Consider the following 17810-nt stretch of genomic DNA (forward strand, 5'->3'; position numbering starts at 1 on the left):
GCCTCCGGCAATGGCAAGGCTGATCCTCAAATCAAAACCCGCGGCCAATCGGAGCGCTACGACTGTTGCAGCCCGTAGAGCAGCGGCATCAGTCCTGCGAGCGCCCTGAAACGCTCCCACGACTTGGATGACGGCTTCGTCCAGCCCGTTTCGGCAAGCGCGGAAAGGCGCGGAAAGACGAGGCGGTCGAAAACGGCGCGATCGGTCATCGGCTCGGACCAGATGCAGGCCTGAATGCCGAGGAGTTTCTGTTTCTGGCTCGCCGTCCAGCCGCCGATGGGATCGAAATTGTAGAGCTTCTCCGCGTCCGAAGTCCCCGCCCAACTGGCGCCGGGCTCATCCCAGTCGGGCCTCAGCGCCATGTCGAGGTAATAGACCTGTCCGGGGCAGACGACCATTTCATAGCCGCGCTCGGCGAGTTCGGCCGAGACCTCGACATTGCGCCAGCTGCAGAGATAGCTCTTCGATTTGTCGATGACATCGCCGTGGGCTGCCTCTTCCCAGCCGCCGGTGATGCAGCCCTTGCTCGCAAGGAAGCGCTGGACGCGGCTCAGGAACTCCGCCTGCAGGATGGCGGCGCCCGAGCCGTGGATGTCGTCGGCACCGTGGGTATTGGTCACCACGTTCAGCCGCTTGGTATGCGCATCGGCAACCTCGTCGCCCGCCACGCTACGCAGGCGTTCGAGCGCTTCCGGCGAACCGGACCACGCGCCAAGAGGAACTTCGTCGGCGCCGAGATGGATGGTCTTGAACGGGAAAAGCTCGATGAGTTCCGAAAGGATCGTCTCGACGATCTCATAGGTCCTTTCGCGGGCCGGATTGATGCAATTATTGGGAAAGCCCTGAACTGAATAGTAGCTGCCGACCTCGGCCGGATCGCGCAATTCCGGTATTGCCTGCAACATGGCGTAGCAATGGCCGGGGACATCGATCTCCGGCACGATCTCCACGCCGAAACTCTTGGCATGGGCGACGATCTCGCGGATCGCAGCCTTGGTGTAGTAACCGCCCGTGCGGGCCGGGCTCGAACCGAGCAGCGGCGGAACGGCGAGACCGTGGCCGCGCCAGGCGCCGACCGCGGTCAAATCAGGATAGGCGTCGATCTCAACGCGCCAGGCCTCGTCGTCGGAAAGGTGCCAGTGGAAACGGTTGAGCTTGTTCCAGGCAAGAACCGCCAGCAGCTTTTTGACCTCGGCTGCGCCATAGAACTGGCGGGCGACGTCGAGATGCAGGCCGCGCCAGCCCATCGACGGCTCATCGACGATCTCGCCTGATGCCGGAAACTGGAAGACCTCGGGATGCAGCCTTGCACCGCGCCAGATCTGGCCGAGCGTGACGAGGCCGTAGAGGAAGCCGGTCTGGCTGCTGGCCTCGATCGTGATCGTCTCACCCTCGAAGCTCAGCCGGTAGGCCTCTGGCCCGAGCCCGGCGGCATCCTTCAAGGCAACCGGATCCGCGCCTTCCGCCTCGCTTCGCACGATGCCTTCGACGGCGAAGAGATGCTCGACCAGCGCTGCGAAACTTCTTGCTGCTGCCTCCCCTTCAGTGCTCTGCGCCTGCGGCGCAAAACCGGCCGGCAGCGGCCGGCGGGAAGTGACTGAAATATGGTTCGGCCAGGGGATGATCGACACCTGAACAGGCGCATTGACGGGCACCGGATAGATCTCGGCGCCACGCTTCAATGGGGCGTTGCTGACCGAAGATCGCGTCGGCTCTATCGTGAGCACGATCGTGCTGCCATCGGAAAGCGCGAGATAGCCGCTCGTCGCGCCGTCCGTCCAGTGACGGAACTGCCAGCTTAGCGCGTAGACCGAGATCGTCCACGTCTCGCCGGCGCCGAGAACGAAATTGGCTGGCGGCTGGAATTCGGTGAAATTCGAGAGCCGCTGCGAAACCGTGGCGCCTTCGACACGACCGGCCGGATCGACACGGCCTGGGCCGCTGACGCAGAGGGAGAAATTCGAAAGCGGCTCGGTGCCGAGGTTCTTGAGACGCAGGACGTAGGAGAACTCCTTACCGTCAGCAGGCGGGTTCCAAAGGGTTTCAAGCCGCAGGGCTTTCGGTCGCGATGTGGACATGGTCACTCTTTCTTCTTGGAGATCGGATCATAAGCATTCCGGCGCACTACCGAGAGCGGAACGATTGCTGCCGCAAAGCCGGCTCCGATGGAAGGAGCGGGGGCATAGTTGATCAAAGTAACCTCACCCACGCGATCCCGTCGTTCTTGAAGTCAATCAAATTGATTTAAGATTGATAGTCAGTTTCCAGCCAGCACGTCAATTGCCGATTTGAAATTTCTGCGGCGCTCCGGAGCAGCTCTCAGCGACGCGCACCGAACTGCAGGAAGACCTCTTCGGGCGTGGGACGGCTGGTCGCGTTGGTGACGTATTTGTGTTGGCAGATCCCTATCGCTTCCGTCCTCATCCGAACTATGGTGTCGGCATCGGCGGAATTGCGCTCCACGTCTTTGATTGCGGCATACCGTCGACCGTCTCGATCTTAAACAGGATCAGCCTTAGTCTTCGCACCTTGGGCGGAGAATGCAGCGCGCGGGATCATCGCATGTCGGAACGACTTGAATCTGCCCGCCCTGATGAAACACCCGCCATCGTCTGGCTCGGCTTCATGGCGATGTGCGTCGGCATGTTCATGGCGATCCTCGACGTCCAGGTGGTGGCGACATCGCTGCCGACCATCCAGTCGGCGCTGGATATCGATCCGGATCAGATGAGCTGGATACAGACGGCCTATCTCATCGCCGAAGTGGTGGCGATCCCGCTCACCGGCTTCTTCACGCGGCTTCTGACGATGCGATGGCTGTTCGTTACCGCCATCAGCCTGTTCGTCGCAGCCTCCGCCGGCTGTGCAATGAGCGGCAGCTTCGGTGAGCTGGTCGCCTGGCGGGTGCTTCAGGGTTTTTCCGGCGGAACCCTGATCCCCTCGGTGTTTTCGGCCGTGTTCATTCTCTTTCGGAACGAGCGCCAGGCGCTTGCGACGACGATCGCCGGCGTTCTCGCGGTTTTGGCCCCGACCGTCGGACCGATCGTCGGCGGATGGCTGACAGAGACCTATTCCTGGCACTGGCTGTTCCTGATCAACATCCTTCCAGGCATTGCCTCGGCAATCCTGGCGGCACGGTCCCTGCCGAGGCAGGCGACCGATCCGTCCGAACTCAGGCATCTCGACGGCCTGTCGCTTCTGCTGATGGCAACCGCGCTGACGAGCCTGGAACTCAGCCTGAAAGAGGCGCCGACGAGCGGCTGGATCTCGGCCTATGTCCTAAGTCTGCTGGCGGTCTGCCTTGCGTCGGGAGGTGTCTTCATCTGGCGAACGCTGCGCAGAGACCGGCCGATCGTCGATCTCGGAAATTTCGGCGATCGAAACTTTCTCGTCGGTTCGGTTCTGAGCTTCGTGCTCGGCATCGGCCTCTTCGGCTCGGTCTATCTCATGCCGGTCTTCCTCGCTTTCGTCAGAGGACACGACGCCCTCCAAATCGGCATGACGATGCTGGTCACCGGCGTCGCGCAATTGATCACGGCGCCGATCGCGGTCGCGCTGGAGAAGCGGATGGACGCGCGCGTGCTGTCGGCCGCCGGTTTCGCGCTCTTTGCGATCGGTGTCGGGATGAGCGCTTTTCAGGACCCTCGTTCGGATTATGACGCGATGTTCTGGCCGCAGGTCGTGCGCGGCGTCGCCATCATGTTTTGCCTGCTGCCACCGACGCGACTGGCGCTCGGCACTCTGCCGCCAGACCGCATTCCCGACGCGAGCGGACTTTTCAACCTGATGCGCAATCTCGGCGGGGCCATCGGCATCGCGCTGATCGACACCATCATCTACACGCGCTCGGAGCCGCTGGGACAGGGTCTCTGGACCCGCCTTCACGCCGGCGACGTCGAGGCCGCGACATTCGTCGGCGCGCCTCTTCAGACGATATCCGGGCATAGCGGCAGCTTCGACGCGGATACCACGGCGCTGCTTGATCCGCTGATCCAGACCGCGGCAAGCGTCCAGGCGATCAACGAAGCCTGGATGGTGATTGCCGTCCTGACCGGCTGCGCCCTGCTCTCAGTGCCCTTTGCCAGGCGGCCAACGTCAACGTGAAAACCAGGTTGACGAAACCGCTTTAAGGGAATCAATTAAGCTGTTGAAAAACGTGGAGACGAGACTGCAATGGCGCCGCCAGCTGTCAGTCTTCGCCACAAAAATTTATTCTGCGACAAGGTCGGAACCCTACCCTCCGCCATCCTGAGATGGAGGCCACCGCATCGGTCAACCGCTTCTAGGCCAGCGTAGCACTGCGTGTCTCTGCATCGATGAAATAGGCTGCGGCACCTGCCAACAGCAGCAGGGCAGCGAAAATCCCGATGACCAGGCCGAAATCTTTAGTCACAAAAAGACCGATCAACGATGGCGCAAGCAGCCCTCCAAGCCGAGCCATAGCACCGGCGGCACCCATCCCGGTTGCCCTGGACGCAGTAGGATAAAGCTCTGGCGTATAGGCGTAGAGTGCACCCCACGTACCAAGTAGCGCGAAACTCATGATTAGCAGTGACGACGCTACCAAGAGTGCGGATGAGCCGACGACGAACAAAATGGATCCCATCGCGGAAAGGATGCAAAATGCCACAAGCGTTGGACGCCGCCCCCACTTTTCGACTCCGTAGGCAGCGAGCGCATACCCGGGGATCTGGGCAAGCGCGATCAGCACAAGAAAACCGTAGCCTCGAACGAAGCCAAAGCCGTCCCCGGCAAGTTTCGGAGGCATCCAGGTGAAGACACCATAGTAAGAAATGGATACCAGAAACCAAACCGCGAGGATCAGAATGGTTCGACGCCGCAGAGCGTGGGAGAATATTCCGACACTACGCGTCGGTGTCGCAGGCGCTATGTCAACCTCTTCTCCCAGGGCACGGCGGCCATTCACCAGGATCATCCGGTCGATGATCGCCTTTGCTTCTCCACCCCTTCCCTTGCGCAGAAGATAGAGCGGCGATTCCGGCACGAAAAACCGCAGACCGAAACCGATAATCGCCGGGACCGCTGTAACGGCAAAGATAAACCGCCAGGCTTCGGCCACGTTCCATAGACTGAGCAGCCAGGCTGCAATTGCGACGACCAGGGTTCCGACGGCCCAGAAACCCTCCAGCAGCACCAGCCACCTGCCTCGGTTCTTCGCCGGCAGGAATTCGGCCATCATCGCATAGTCCACCGGCAACGTCCCGCCGACCGCTGCTCCGGTCAGGAAGCGCATGAACAGGAGGAAGGTGAAGTCTGGCGCGAATATCGACAGCGTGCCAAAGACGGCATCACAGGAGACAGTCGCGATCAGAACGCCGCGGCGGCCGATCCGGTCGGCAAGCCTGCCAAACCCCATTGCGCCCAAAAACATGCCTAGGAAAAACACCGTGCCCGTCTGAAGCGCCTGCGGCACCGTTAGTTCGAAGCTCGTGGCGATCGAAGCCGCTGTGAAGCCCACCGCGATGACCTGCATGGCGTCAGCTGCCCAGACCAAGCCGAAGATGGCCATCAGCCGTCGCTGATATCGTCCTGCTCCCGCGTGGTTGAGTGCATCGTCGATGGTGATTGTGGTCATTTGTTTTCCATACCCGGCTGCCGTGGTCCGCTCATAGCGCATTCAGCCCGAAAGATCACAGCCGCAAGCCGCGATGGCCGTTTTCCAGTTTTACCTGGGCGTTTCATGACATTCTGCAAGGTGATCCGTTCGTACATCTGATCTGAAGCTTAGGGCCGGAGCCTGAGAGGCCGCTGCTAAGGTTGGGCGGAGCTCCTCGTTGTTTAAGCTCCCGAAGATGAACGGTTAACTTGGCGAGTGGTTGAATTCATCAGCTGTGCCGCTCCATGGTCCTATCGCGTAATGGCAGCAAATCTAACCTACGATTTCGGCTTAAAGAACCTATCGGCTTCCTTCATCGCATTCTGCGCCGCGCCATATAGCGTGCTTACGGCATCGCGCATTTCGGCAAACGCCTGCATGGTTCGTGGCGAAATGTAATCGCCTCTTGCTTCAGCATTGAGCCGCAAAGCTCTCTCGCAGTCGGCGGCAATTCTATCCAGCTCCGGGGAAACCCGATAGAGCCGTTCCAAGATAGCGTCGATGTCACCCTTGGCGCGTTCAGACATTCGTTCTGCCATCAAACCCTCACCGCTGTGTCGCTTTCTCTGCAGGAGCCGAACTCCTAAAGCAGTGTCCCCTGCTTGGCTTCGTCGGCCACTTTTACGTCCGCGTCGCCACGGCGTGGCTCGCATATCGCTCCGGTCTCAAAAAACTCTATTGATGACTGAATTACGGTTATAGGACCAAAGCCAGCGCCTGGGAATTGGATGCCGGTCGATCAACCCCGGCGGCAACGCGTGATTTTCGCAGACAAAAAAAGTGGGCCGACGGAAAACCGTGGCCCATTAGTTGTGAAGGTATAAACCTCCAGAGGGGAACAGCTGAAACGACGGAACTGGGAGGAAAGCCGTCGTGTTGCATCAGCTACATTCACCATGCTCCTTTTTTGACCAGTTGGAAAACATTTTTTGTGCAATGCAGCTATGCAGCGGCGGATCATCCAGCCGAAGGAGCCGTGGAGGATGGCATCTTGAAGGCTGCTGCCGCGCCCTGGATCTAGAACTTTTTAGATGGCGTCGATCCGGCGCCGAACTAGGCCGCGATGAAACGAGCCATCCTATGGAGAAGAGGCCATGCGTGAGGACGCAATGCCTTTGATCGGGTTCGACGATTTCGCTTGATTTTACTCGGCGTCGTCGTTCGCCTTTGGGAACAGTTGCAGCACATTCGACCCACTCGGGTGCGCGAGAGCGCGCGCCTTTGGGTGCCGCGAGTTGTTTTCTCCAGCCTTTTGGATAGCTGAAACGAGACCTTCCCGCTGGCGATAATAATCTGGCTTGGCAGGCAGGGTGAGGTCAAACTCTTCGAGCATACGCTCAATAATGTCCATCGCTTCAGCCGCCAGCCCAGCATAACCTTCTTGGCGTCGCTCGAAGAAGCCATCGTATCCGGGCTTGGAAAGGTCGAGACTATCCAACGCATAAGAAAGGGTCTTCACTCGGTTCGACAACCACAAAATTTCTTCTGAAAGCTCGGTACTAAAAAGTCCCCAGTTTGCGTCGTGCGGAAGTGCAAGGGTTGGATCGCGAACATGAAACGCGAATTCGCCTTCATCCATGGGATTGAACTCGGGCATGTCGTGAACGGCCGCGTAGCTGGCTCCGACAAAATCATCTAGGGCCAGCACCGTCAGCATCGCTAGGTTTCTAACCTCGGCTTTCGGGCGCCGGTTGATCCCAGACTTCGCAAGTCGAATGACGATGGGAAGCAGGGAGCCAGCGGCTAAACCGCCAGCGCCAATGAATGCTCCCATTACCATGATCCCTTGAGTGGTTTCGAAGAACTGCGTCAATAGTCACCTCGTTGAATGGGAGCCGCGAGTTGCGTCAAGTAGCACGCACAGACGGAATCAGCGCTTTCCGTCCCAGTTTGCCTTGAACTTAAACGATAGGGAACTCCGTTCCCGCCGTGTGGCGCCATTGAGCAACCGCACGGCATCATCATCACCGGCGACCTCAGTTCCTTTGACGCTTGGCAATGACCTCTCGGTGCAACTTTTCGAATTGAACATCAAGTGATATCGGCTGGCCTGTCTTTCAAGGACCTAATCGAGAACCGGCGATAGTAGTAAGATTTCTCTCAACCATTTTGCGTCATCCTCAAGTTCCCTTCTGAAGCCAATCGACGAGATCTCAATGGCCACGGACCTTGACCGCAGTTTTCAAATGCCCCGACGCGATGAGCTTGGTCTCTTCACGATCAGCAACGGTTCCGGCCTGTCGATATCGGCCTTGCCGAACGGCACCCTGTTTGCCATCGAATACGCCGACGACAAGGGATCAGTGCAGATCAACCAGATCCAGGGCTCGCCGCTTACCGGCGGCGTCAGTCGCCTTTATCTGCGCGTCGGCGGGGCTGCGCCTGATGTCGTCGAGCTTGTTGGGTCTCGCGCCGACGGCAGCTTCGGGCACGATGCGACGAGCCTCTCCTGGAGCGGCAAGAGAGGCGATATCGGCTACACCGTCCGCCTCGAACTTCATCCCGCCGAAACGGCCTGGTTCTGGCGTGTCTCCATCCGGCATCTGAAGGACGGAACGCTGCCGGTCGATCTGGTGCTGATCCAGGACGTCGGTCTCGGCGATCGCGGCTTCCTGATGAATAGCGAAGCCTATGCCTCTCAATATGTCGATCATCATATCGCCGGTCACGAGACCTTCGGCCCTGTCGTGATGAACCGGCAAAATCTCAAGCAGTCGGGCGCCCGCAACCCCTGGCTCGCGCAGGGCTGCCTCGATGGCGCGGCTGCCTATGCCACCGATGCGATCCAGCTGGTGCAGGCGAGCGACCGCCTCGACGACCTGCTGGTCGGCCCCTTCGGCACCAACCTGCCGAGCAAACGGCGGCAGCAGGAGACGGCGTGCCCCGCCATTCAGTCGAAATCGCTCTCCGTGTCGGCAAGTGGCGCGACCGCGACCTTCTTTGCTGTGTTCGCCGCCGATCATCCTGAGGCGTCGAGCGATGCCGACCTTTCACGGCTTGACGAGCTCGCGGCGACAGACAGTGCGGCCGCCGATATCGAGGAGGGAGCACCGGTCCGCAGCCTGCTCCAGGATGCTGCCCTGCTGAAGGCCGAGGCACTGGACAAAAAGGCGATCGGCAAGCTCTATCCGGAGCGGAGCCTGGAAGAGCGCGTCGATGGAAAGCTTCTCTCGTTTTTCGTGCCGGACGGCGTTTTGAACCGCCATGTGGTCCTGCGCGACAAGGAGCTCATGGTGGCGCGCCGTCACGGCGCGATCGTCAGAAGCGGTGAAAACATGCTGCTCGACGATGCGACGCTTGCCGCGACCTGCTGGATGCAGGGCATTTTCGCCGCCCAGCTGACGATCGGCAATACGTCCTTTCACAAGCTCTTTTCCGTCTCCCGCGACCCCTACAATCTGACCCGCGCCAGCGGGCTACGCATCATGGCGGATGTCGGCGCCGGCTGGCAGCTTCTGGCGGTGCCGTCGGCTTTCGAAATGGGGCTCAGCGATTGCCGCTGGATCTATCGCCTCCCCGAACGCACGATCATCGTGTCGGCGGTCGCCTCCGGCGAGGATGCGGCGATGCAGTGGACTGTCTCCGTCGAGGGCAAGCCGTGTCGCTTCCTGGTGTTTGGTCATGTCGTGCTCGGCGAGCGCGAATATGACGCGGGCGGGCAGATCGAATTCGATCCGTCGGGCAAACGCATCCTTTTCCGGCCGGACCCGGCCTGGCTCTGGGGCGAGCGCTATCCCGATGCCGGCTATTGGCTGGTGAGTTCGACGCCCGATGCCATCGAAGAAATCGGCGGCGACGAACTGCTCTACAGTGATGGGGTAACGCGCAACGGCGCTTTCGTCGCACTCAGATCCCGGCCGACGCAGGCGCTCTCTTTCGCTGTCGTCGGCTCGATGACCGATGCGGCGGAAGCCGAGCGGCTGGCGCAACGTTATGAGGCCGGCGTTACCGATGAAGCCATGCTTGCACCGGCATCAAAATTCTGGCGGAACACCGTGCGCGGCCTGACGATCGGCAGCACGGCGCCCGACCTTGCCGCGCAGACGACCCTCCTGCCCTGGCTCGCGCATGATGCGATCGTGCATCTGAGCGTACCACACGGCCTCGAGCAATATACCGGTGCGGCCTGGGGCACACGCGACGCATGCCAGGGCCCGATCGAATTCCTGCTTGCCTATGAGCATGACCGCGAAGCCAAGGAGGTGCTGAAAACCGTCTTTAGCGAACAATACTTGGAAAAAGGCGACTGGCCGCAATGGTTCATGCTGGAGCCCTATGCCAACATCCGGGCGGGCGATAGTCACGGCGACATCGTCGTCTGGCCGCTAAAGGCGCTCTGCGACTATATCGAAGCGACGGGCGATCTCGCCATCCTCGACGAGAAAGTCTCCTGGCGCGACGAAAAGACGATGGCCCGGGCGCCGGAGCTCGACAGCATCGCGATCCATGTCGAGAAGCTGCTCGAGACCGTTCGCGAAGCTTTCATTCCCGGAACGCATCTGATCCGCTATGGCGAGGGAGACTGGAACGATTCACTGCAGCCGGCCGATCCGCATCTGCGCGACTGGATGGTCAGCAGCTGGACCGTTGCCCTGCTCTACGAGCAGATCGTCCGTTATTCGGCGATCCTGCGCCGCCTCGGCCATGGCAACAAGGCCAAGGGCTTGAGGAAGATCGCAACGGCGATGCGCCGGGATTTCAACCGCCATCTCGTGCGTGGCGGCGTCGTTGCCGGCTATGGCATCTTCGATCCCAGCCATGACGGCGTTGAATTGCTGCTGCATCCAAGCGACCGGCGCACCGGCCTGTATTTTTCGCTGATCTCGATGACGCAGGCGATGCTCGGCGGCCTCTTCACGCCGGTTCAAAGACGCAATCATATGAAGCTGATCGAAGAGCATCTGCTCTTCCCCGACGGGGTGCGGCTGATGGAAAAGCCCGCGACCTATGCCGGCGGGGCCGAGACGCTGTTTCGCCGGGCCGAATCCTCCTCCTTCTTCGGCCGCGAGATCGGGCTGATGTATGTGCATGCGCATCTGCGCTACTGCGAGACGTTGGCGCTCGATGCCGAGACGGAGGACCTCTGGAAGGCGATCGCCGTCGTCAATCCGATTTCTGTCACATCAGCGCTGCCGCATGCATCGCTGCGCCAGCGCAACACCTATTTCAGCAGCAGCGACGCGGCTTTCCATGACCGTTATCAGGCAGCGGCCGAATGGGAACGCGTCAAGGCGGGAGAGATCGCCGTCGACGGCGGATGGCGGATCTATTCAAGCGGCCCCGGGCTCTACACCAGGAGCTTCGTCGAAAATATCCTCGGCTTCAAACGGCGCTTCGGCCGGCGCAAACGCAAACCGCTTCTGCCCGCGATCCACGCTTCTGCTGATCTGCAAACCGACCACGCCGCCTGGCGGCGGCTGATGAAGTTGAAGCCTGAGGTGTGAAGCGGGGGCGCCATGCACTGCGGTATTATGCGGTAGCGTCGCGCAACTCTTCGAAGCGCGCGGCACTTTTCGACAGGTGGCTTCGGATGGCGCGGCGCGCGGCGGATTCGTCGCAGTCGCGGATCGCCGCGAATATGGCGTGGTGTTCCCTGCGCATGCGCGCCGCATGACGCTTGCGCTCGGCTGATGTCATCTTGTCCAAGCGCGCCCATTGCCGCGGCACCATGATGTTGCCGAACGTGTCGAAGAGGCGGCCGTAATAGGAGTTGTGCGTCGCGACCAGAATGGATCTGTGGAAGGCGTAGTCCTCCTGCGCGCCGTATCCACCCTCCTCGAGCGCCTTGTCGAGGGCGTCGAGACGATCCTGCATACGCTCGATATCCTCCTGCGTGCGCCGCAACGCGGCAAGACCCGCGGCTTCGTATTCGACCCCCATGCGCAGCTCCAGCACGCGCAGAACCTCGTCGATCGACTGCAGGTCGTTGGGAATGATGGAGAAAGATCGGGGCGTCGGATCGTTCGAGACAAAAGCCCCAAGGCCTTGCCGCGTGGTGATCAGCCCCTTCGCGCGCAGCGCGGCGAGCGCTTCGCGAACGATCGTCCGGCTGACGCCGGTCGCCGTCATGATCGCCTGTTCGGTCGGCAGGCGCTGGCCGGGCTTCAGGTCACCGGACTCGATCTGCGCCGTCAACATGTCGGCAAGATTGCTGCGCAGGTTCGGCGCCTGCTGAATGGTATTGAAGACCGCGTTGTCCTTGTCTGCCATCCTGTTTCGAAATCCTGGTGTCGAGGCGGCTGTGCCGACCCCGTTTCCTGTTCGCATTCCGCATCCACGCCAATGCGGTGGGCAGCGGTGCTAAAGCGCGTCGCGATCTTTCAGATTAGCTCCCCGCGCTTTAGGTCTTTGTTTTTACACATGTCGTTACCGCAAAACCGCATCACACTTTTGCGCGACATGCTTCAGGCCTGATCGGTTGGTGAGACCGATCAGCGCGCCAGCCAACCGCCATCGACGGGTAGCACCGTTCCATGCACGTAGTCGGATGCCGACGATGCCAGGAATACGGCCGCACCACCGAGTTCGGACGGCGTTCCCCAGCGCCCGGCCGGGATCCGGGCAAGGATGGCGGCATTGCGGTCGGCATCTTCGCGCAGCGCCGTGGTGTTGTTGGTCACGAAGTAGCCGGGGGCGATGGCGTTGACGTTGACGCCCTTGCCGGCCCATTCGCAGGCAAGCAACTTGGTCAGTCCGGCGAGGCCGCTTTTCGAGGCGGTATAAGATGGGATGCGGATGCCGCCCTGGAAGGAGAGCAGCGAGGCGATGTTGATGATCTTGCCCCTGCCCTTGGCGACCATATGGCGGCCGGCCGCCTGAGACAGGAAGAAGGCAGTCTTCAGATTGACGTCGATCACCGCGTCCCAGTCTTCCTCGGTGAAGTCAAGTGCATCGGCGCGGCGGATAATGCCGGCATTGTTGACGAGGATGTCGAGGCCGCCGAAGGTCTGGATGGTCTCAGTGACAATCCCCTTGACCGGTTCGATGCTGGCAAGATCGGCCTTGATGACATGGAAGCGGCTTCCCGCTTCCTGCACTAGCGCCTCGGTTTCGTCCATCGAGGAGCGCCCGACCGCGACGATCGATGCACCGGCCTGCGCCAACGCTGCCGCGATGGCCTGGCCGAGCCCTGTATTGGCGCCGGTGACGACGGCAACCCGGCCGGAAAGGTCGAAGGGATTTGCCACGATGCTCACCTCAGATCTGCAATGGCGATATGGTCCATGTCGGTGAAGCTCTTATTGTCGCCGGCCATCGCCCAGATGAAGCTGTAGTTCTTGGTGCCGGCACCCGAATGGATCGACCAGGGCGGCGAGATGACTGCCTGTTCGTTGGCGACAAGCATATGCCGGGTCTGCTGCGGCTCGCCCATGAAGTGGAAGACACGCTGCTCCGCTTCGAGATCGAAATAGAGATAGGCTTCCATGCGGCGGTCATGCGTATGGGCCGGCATGGTGTTCCAGACGCTGCCCGGCTCGATCATGGTGAAGCCCAGGGTGAGTTGGCAGGACTGGCAGACCTCCGGATGGATGAACTGGTAGATCGACCGCTTATTGGCCGTCGCGGCTTCGCCCGGCGTCAGGTGACGGGCCCTTTCGCGGGTGAGCAACACGGTCGGGTGCGTTTGATGCGCTGGCGTCGAGACCAGATAGAATTTCGCCGGATTGGCAGCATCCGCGCTCTCGAAGCTGATGTCCTTGGCACCCTTGCCGACATAGAGGCAATCATATTTGGCAAGATCGTAGTTCGTGCCGTCGACGATGATGCGGCCGGCACCGCCGATGTTCAGGGCGCCGAGTTCACGTTCGGCAAGGAAGGTTTCCTGTCCGATCGCCGTCGGTGCCGTCAGCGTCAGCCCGGGGCCGAGCGGCGTCGCGCCGCCGATGACCATCCGGTCGTAATGCGAATAGGTGAGGCGGATCTCGCCGCTCGCGAAGACGGTTTCCACCAGAAAATGACGCCGCAGCGTCTCCGTGTCGAAATTGCGCACGGCCTCGGGATGGGAGGCGTGCCTCACGTCGATCTGCATGTCAATTTTCCTTCCGCTTCATTGTCGCCACGGGTCGTCGCTGTCGCGGGAGCCGGTCTTGTCCGGCCGGTTCCGCCGCGGCGGTATCCATCCGGTTACATAGTTGTACGACAAGTTTGGAGTCAACAGGTTTGTCCGTGCGCGCTTGAGGAGACGTAAGGCCCGCAAGAGCACGAAACGAATTTGGAGATGATGACGCCATCATCCAAGCAATGGATCGCAAGCGGTCGTTCTTGGCGCGATCCGGCAGTGCTATCGGCCAAAACGAAAAAAGCCTGCCGCGGGAGGAGGTGCGGCAGGCTTTCGTAAAAAACCGAACGACAGCTGGGAGGAGGAGTGCTGTCATTCCACAGACGACCCTGGGAGGAGGATGGGGCGCCTGTACATCGAAGGGACGCGGGAGGAGGTGCATCGCTTCGATAGAAATAATCATACTTATTTCTTGCTCAGTTGATAGGCATTTCTTTGCAGGGCAGCTATGCGTTATGCGAAAAGCGGGAGGCTCGATTACCCTTGTCCATTCGCTGGAAGCACAAAAGCAAAGCGCCCGCTCGGGAGGAAGCAGGCGCTGGCATAGTCTTTGAAGATGCTTGGTCTAAGCTGCCATTAGCGGGCGATGGCTGCGCGGGCGACGTTGCGGATGTCGCCGCGGCCGATGCCGAGGTCGTCCAGTTCGCGTGCGGACATACGACCCAGTTCAGCGACCGTCTGACGGTACTTGCGCCAGTTATTGAAAGAGCGTGCTACGTTCATGATGATCCCCTTTCGTGGGCTTTCGAAGCTTAGCTGCCAGTCCTTGGCGCTTCGTTCGCTTCGATGAGTTGTATATAGTATGAGACTGCTGATTATTGCAGCGCCAATGCATCACTGCACCTATGCGGCGCTTGCATGGGTCGCCATATCTAGTAGTCAATCAGGATCCGAACCGCTTCGCGGTCAGAGTTTGAAGCGATCGAAGGCCGTCAGCCGCACGATCGGCGGCTCCGCCTCGGCCCAGCGGTAAATATCCGAGCGCAGATAGGAGAGCTCATCGCCGAGATCCTCTTCGCCGACTTCGATCCACCAGGACTTCAAGCGACCGTCGCTGCCGTCCGACCAGCGGTAACCCCTCGCCTTCAGATGATCCTTCATCTCGAACGGGCTGTGTTCGGCAAAGATACGGATGCGCGAGCGCTGGCTGGCGCGGTAAAGCTCGGTGAACGGGCTTTCACCGTCGCGCTGCTCCCGATCTAGGATTTCCAGGAGGGCGTGGCAGTCGTCCACGGCGCGATGGCCTTCGTGAAAATAACCGGCTTGGCCGACGAGATAACCGAGCTTCGTGCCCTCGAAGCCGCGGGCGCTCCAATCGATCTCTGAAACCGAGCATGCCCAGGCCTTGCCGGTGAAAATCTTCGAGAAGGCCTCGCAGAACGGCCGGTCGAAACCGGCATTGTGGGCAATGATCAGATCCGCCGGCTCGATCAGAGTTCTCAGCGATTGGATATCGATGAGCTGTCCTTCGACCATCGCATCGGTGATACCAGTCAGCCGGGTGATCTCGGGCGGGATCGGCCGGGACGGCTGTTGCAGGCCGCCGTAAATGCCGACGATATCGCCGATCGCGCCGTCATCGTCGAAGGTGAAGGCGACGGCGCCGATTTCGATGATCTCGTCGCTGCGATGGTTGAGACCTGTGGTCTCCGTATCGAGAATGACGCCGAGGCGCGAAAACCCCGGCTGTCTGACTGACGCAATCGGCCGGGCGGCCAGTTTTCTCAAGATGCGATAGTTGCCGCTCTCTTCGAGCGCCCGCACCATGTCTTCATTGGAGTGGACGACCGGCTGCGATGGCCGCCGGTGCGATGGACCGCGTGCCTTGGCCGTCGCGGGCGATGCCTTGGCAAACATGTCGAGTTGCGAATCTCTGTGCACGCTCATCGAATCTATATGTCACGGAGACGCGATTTAATCCATCGCATGACAACGCCGCGCGTCTTTTCGCGAGGCGCAAGGAACGCTGTAGCACCTTGAATTATGCAGTCGCCAGGCGCGGTGGCATGTCAGCGTCTGCCGTTTTGTCCGGCGGGAAGCTCAGCCGGCAGACCGCGCCGGGACTGCGATTGTCGATCGTCACCTCGCCGCCGTGCATGCGCAGGATGTCGCGAACGAGATTGAGGCCGAGGCCGGCGCCGCGTCCGTCGTGATGGCGCTTGAAGAACGGCTCGAATATGCGATCCCGCATATCGGCGGGGATGCCCGGTCCCTCGTCCCTGACTTCGATCCAGTTGCAGCCTGAAGTCAGCGAGATGGTGCCTTTCCTGCCGCCGTGGTTGATCGCGTTCTGCAGGATGTTCATCAGGGCGCGCTGCAGCGCCAGAGGATCGCCCTCGATCTCGCCGGCGCCGTCGACATCGAACTGCACCATATAGCCCGCGGCAAAGGCCAGCGGCGCCATCTCGATGATGACCTTCCTCGCCAGCTGGCCGAGATCGACCTTGCAGAACTGGGCCTTGCCCTGTTTCAGTCGCTGAAGATCGAGCATCTGCTCGGTGAGAACGGCGAGCCTTGCGGCATCTTCCAAGAGATCGGTCTTGATCGAACTGTGCGGCAGGGATCCAATTCTCGTATTCAGAATGGCGATCGGCGTGCGCAGCTCATGGGCGGCGTCGGTCAGAAACCGCTCTTGGCGCTCATAACCCTCGTCGAGACGGCCGAGCGCGCGATTGACGGCGTGCACCAGCGGCGCGATCTCTTCGGGAATATCGTTTTCCGACAGCCGGCCGCCACGCTGGTCGATATCGATCGTATCGGCCTGGAGCGCGGCCTGGTCGATCCCGACCAACGACCTTCGCACGACGAGCGGCGTCGCGATCAACGCACCCAACGCCATCACTGCGACGATGGGAATAACAATTTTCGCAAGGACTAGCGAAAGCTTGAGCAGGATGAAGGTGGACGAGTTGGGGCCGTCGGTGCCCGTCAGAAACTGCACCTGTCCCCAATCCGTCGCTACCCACTTCATCAGCGCAGCCGGACGATCGTGGTCGCCGAGATTCAAGCCGAACTTGGCTTGGCCGACATGATCGAGTGTGTTGCCGATTGTGGCATATTCTTCCGGGATCCGGCCTTCGGTCAAAACATGTCCCTGCATGTCGCGAACAGTGTACCAGAGATCGGGCGCGTCGTTGCGCAGCTGTCGCAGATCCTCGGTCTCCCTCAGGCTCAGCTCTCCGGTGGGCTGGCGGAAGACGGCCTGGCGCAGGATCTCGATCGTGCCCTCCGTCGACCTGAATTCGGATATCTTGCCAACCGAAATCAGCACGATCATCACCAGGAGGAGCACGACCGATTGCACGACAAGAAGCCGCCAGAACAGGCGCTTGCGCAGCGAATAGGAGCATCGTTTGCTCATGATCCTTCACGCAGGAGATAACCCACGCCCCGGATAACGTTGATGACCACGCCTGCCTGCGATGCTGCCAGCTTGCGCCGCAGCCGCGATATATGGGAATCGAGCGCGTTCGACTGGATCTCGTCGTCGAAGCCGAAGACCGCTTCCATCAAGGCCGGTCGCGGCACCATACGACCGGCACGGCGCATGAGGCATTCGAGCACCAGCGCCTCCCGGCGCGGCATTTCCAGACGCAGGCCGGAGACGTTGATGTCGCAATAGGTCGGATCGAACGAAAGACGGCCGATCGAGATCAGCGCCGGGCGCAAGGTTTCGGAGCGGCGCATCACGGCACGCAGCCGCGCCAGAAGTTCGTCGAAGACGAAGGGCTTGGCAAGGTAATCGTCGGCGCCGGTCTCAAGGCCGGTGATCCTGTCTGGAACCTCTCCCTTGGCGGTGATGACGATGATTGGCAGCGTCAGCCCCCTTTTGCGGATCTTCGGAATGAGTTCGAGGCCGTCGCCGTCGGGCAGTTGCCGATCCAGGAGGACGGCGTCGTAAGCGCCGTCGCCGATCACCAGTTCGGCGTCGCGGAGGGTCGAAACATGATCCATCACCATGTCGTGCCTGGTCAGGGCGCCCCGGAGCGCCACGGCCATTTGAGGTTCATCCTCGATCAGTAATATGCGCATCTCACATTCCTAACGGGGCCGTCGATCCACAGGAAGAGACCATATCACCTCAGCCACGCCTGCAGCAGCAGTAGCGCATCGAACGCCGGATTGCCCCTCGAA

Annotated in this window: 13 protein-coding genes; 2 read left to right on the forward strand and 11 right to left on the reverse strand. The window is 60.7% G+C overall.

Features of this window, described 5'->3' with window-relative positions; genetic code table 11:
* Positions 1-56: 56 nt before the first annotated feature.
* On the reverse strand, positions 57-2078 hold the full coding sequence (locus RlegSU303_RS30910; protein WP_222373036.1) for a beta-N-acetylhexosaminidase: 2022 nt from the start codon (positions 2076-2078) through the stop codon (positions 57-59).
* Between the two features lie 484 nt (positions 2079-2562).
* On the opposite strand from RlegSU303_RS30910, the gene RlegSU303_RS30915 reads away from it, so the two are divergent.
* On the forward strand, positions 2563-4104 hold the full coding sequence (locus RlegSU303_RS30915; RefSeq protein WP_231283927.1) for a DHA2 family efflux MFS transporter permease subunit: 1542 nt from the start codon (positions 2563-2565) through the stop codon (positions 4102-4104).
* A 178-nt stretch (positions 4105-4282) separates the two neighbouring features.
* Here RlegSU303_RS30915 and RlegSU303_RS30920 read toward each other — a convergent pair whose 3' ends face one another.
* The 3 genes from RlegSU303_RS30920 to RlegSU303_RS30930 all read right to left on the reverse strand — a co-directional run bounded on the left by RlegSU303_RS30920 (position 4283) and on the right by RlegSU303_RS30930 (position 7430).
* Entirely contained in the window at positions 4283-5596 is a 1314-nt protein-coding gene (locus tag RlegSU303_RS30920; protein WP_131720064.1) for an MFS transporter, read from the reverse strand.
* Positions 5597-5895: 299 nt separating this feature from the next.
* Positions 5896-6156, reverse strand: a complete 261-nt coding sequence (locus RlegSU303_RS30925) for a hypothetical protein (RefSeq protein ID WP_131720063.1) — start codon at positions 6154-6156, stop codon at positions 5896-5898.
* 605 nt (positions 6157-6761) lie between these two features.
* Entirely contained in the window at positions 6762-7430 is a 669-nt protein-coding gene (locus tag RlegSU303_RS30930) for a hypothetical protein (protein ID WP_017957686.1), read from the reverse strand.
* 343 nt (positions 7431-7773) lie between these two features.
* On the opposite strand from RlegSU303_RS30930, the gene RlegSU303_RS30935 reads away from it, so the two are divergent.
* On the forward strand, positions 7774-11061 hold the full coding sequence (locus tag RlegSU303_RS30935; RefSeq protein ID WP_231283928.1) for a GH36-type glycosyl hydrolase domain-containing protein: 3288 nt from the start codon (positions 7774-7776) through the stop codon (positions 11059-11061).
* A 25-nt stretch (positions 11062-11086) separates the two neighbouring features.
* On the opposite strand, the gene RlegSU303_RS30940 is transcribed toward RlegSU303_RS30935, so the two are convergent.
* The 7 genes from RlegSU303_RS30940 to RlegSU303_RS30970 form a co-directional block, all read right to left on the reverse strand.
* A complete protein-coding gene (locus RlegSU303_RS30940) occupies positions 11087-11827 on the reverse strand; it encodes a FadR/GntR family transcriptional regulator (RefSeq protein ID WP_017957688.1) in 741 nt (246 codons plus the stop codon).
* A 221-nt stretch (positions 11828-12048) separates the two neighbouring features.
* A complete protein-coding gene (kduD, locus tag RlegSU303_RS30945) occupies positions 12049-12813 on the reverse strand; it encodes a 2-dehydro-3-deoxy-D-gluconate 5-dehydrogenase KduD (RefSeq protein WP_269207228.1) in 765 nt (254 codons plus the stop codon).
* Positions 12810-13646 carry a 5-dehydro-4-deoxy-D-glucuronate isomerase gene (gene kduI / locus RlegSU303_RS30950; protein WP_131720059.1) on the reverse strand — a complete coding sequence of 279 codons (837 nt, stop codon included), beginning with the start codon at positions 13644-13646 and terminating at the stop codon, positions 12810-12812. The genes kduD and kduI overlap by 4 nt, the downstream gene beginning before the upstream one ends.
* 606 nt (positions 13647-14252) lie before the next feature.
* Positions 14253-14399 carry a DUF1127 domain-containing protein gene (locus RlegSU303_RS30955; RefSeq protein WP_003594835.1) on the reverse strand — a complete coding sequence of 49 codons (147 nt, stop codon included), beginning with the start codon at positions 14397-14399 and terminating at the stop codon, positions 14253-14255.
* A 183-nt stretch (positions 14400-14582) separates the two neighbouring features.
* On the reverse strand, positions 14583-15563 hold the full coding sequence (locus RlegSU303_RS30960) for a 3'-5' exonuclease (RefSeq protein WP_131720058.1): 981 nt from the start codon (positions 15561-15563) through the stop codon (positions 14583-14585).
* A 94-nt stretch (positions 15564-15657) separates the two neighbouring features.
* Positions 15658-17037, reverse strand: a complete 1380-nt coding sequence (locus RlegSU303_RS30965; RefSeq protein ID WP_131720057.1) for an ATP-binding protein — start codon at positions 17035-17037, stop codon at positions 15658-15660.
* Positions 17034-17708, reverse strand: a complete 675-nt coding sequence (locus RlegSU303_RS30970; RefSeq protein ID WP_131628906.1) for a response regulator transcription factor — start codon at positions 17706-17708, stop codon at positions 17034-17036. The genes RlegSU303_RS30965 and RlegSU303_RS30970 overlap by 4 nt, the downstream gene beginning before the upstream one ends.
* Positions 17709-17810: the final 102 nt, after the last annotated feature.

Origin of the sequence: Rhizobium sp. SU303 (assembly GCF_021052345.1) — a bacterium.
In the GTDB taxonomy this organism is placed as follows: Bacteria; Pseudomonadota; Alphaproteobacteria; order Rhizobiales; family Rhizobiaceae; genus Rhizobium; species Rhizobium laguerreae.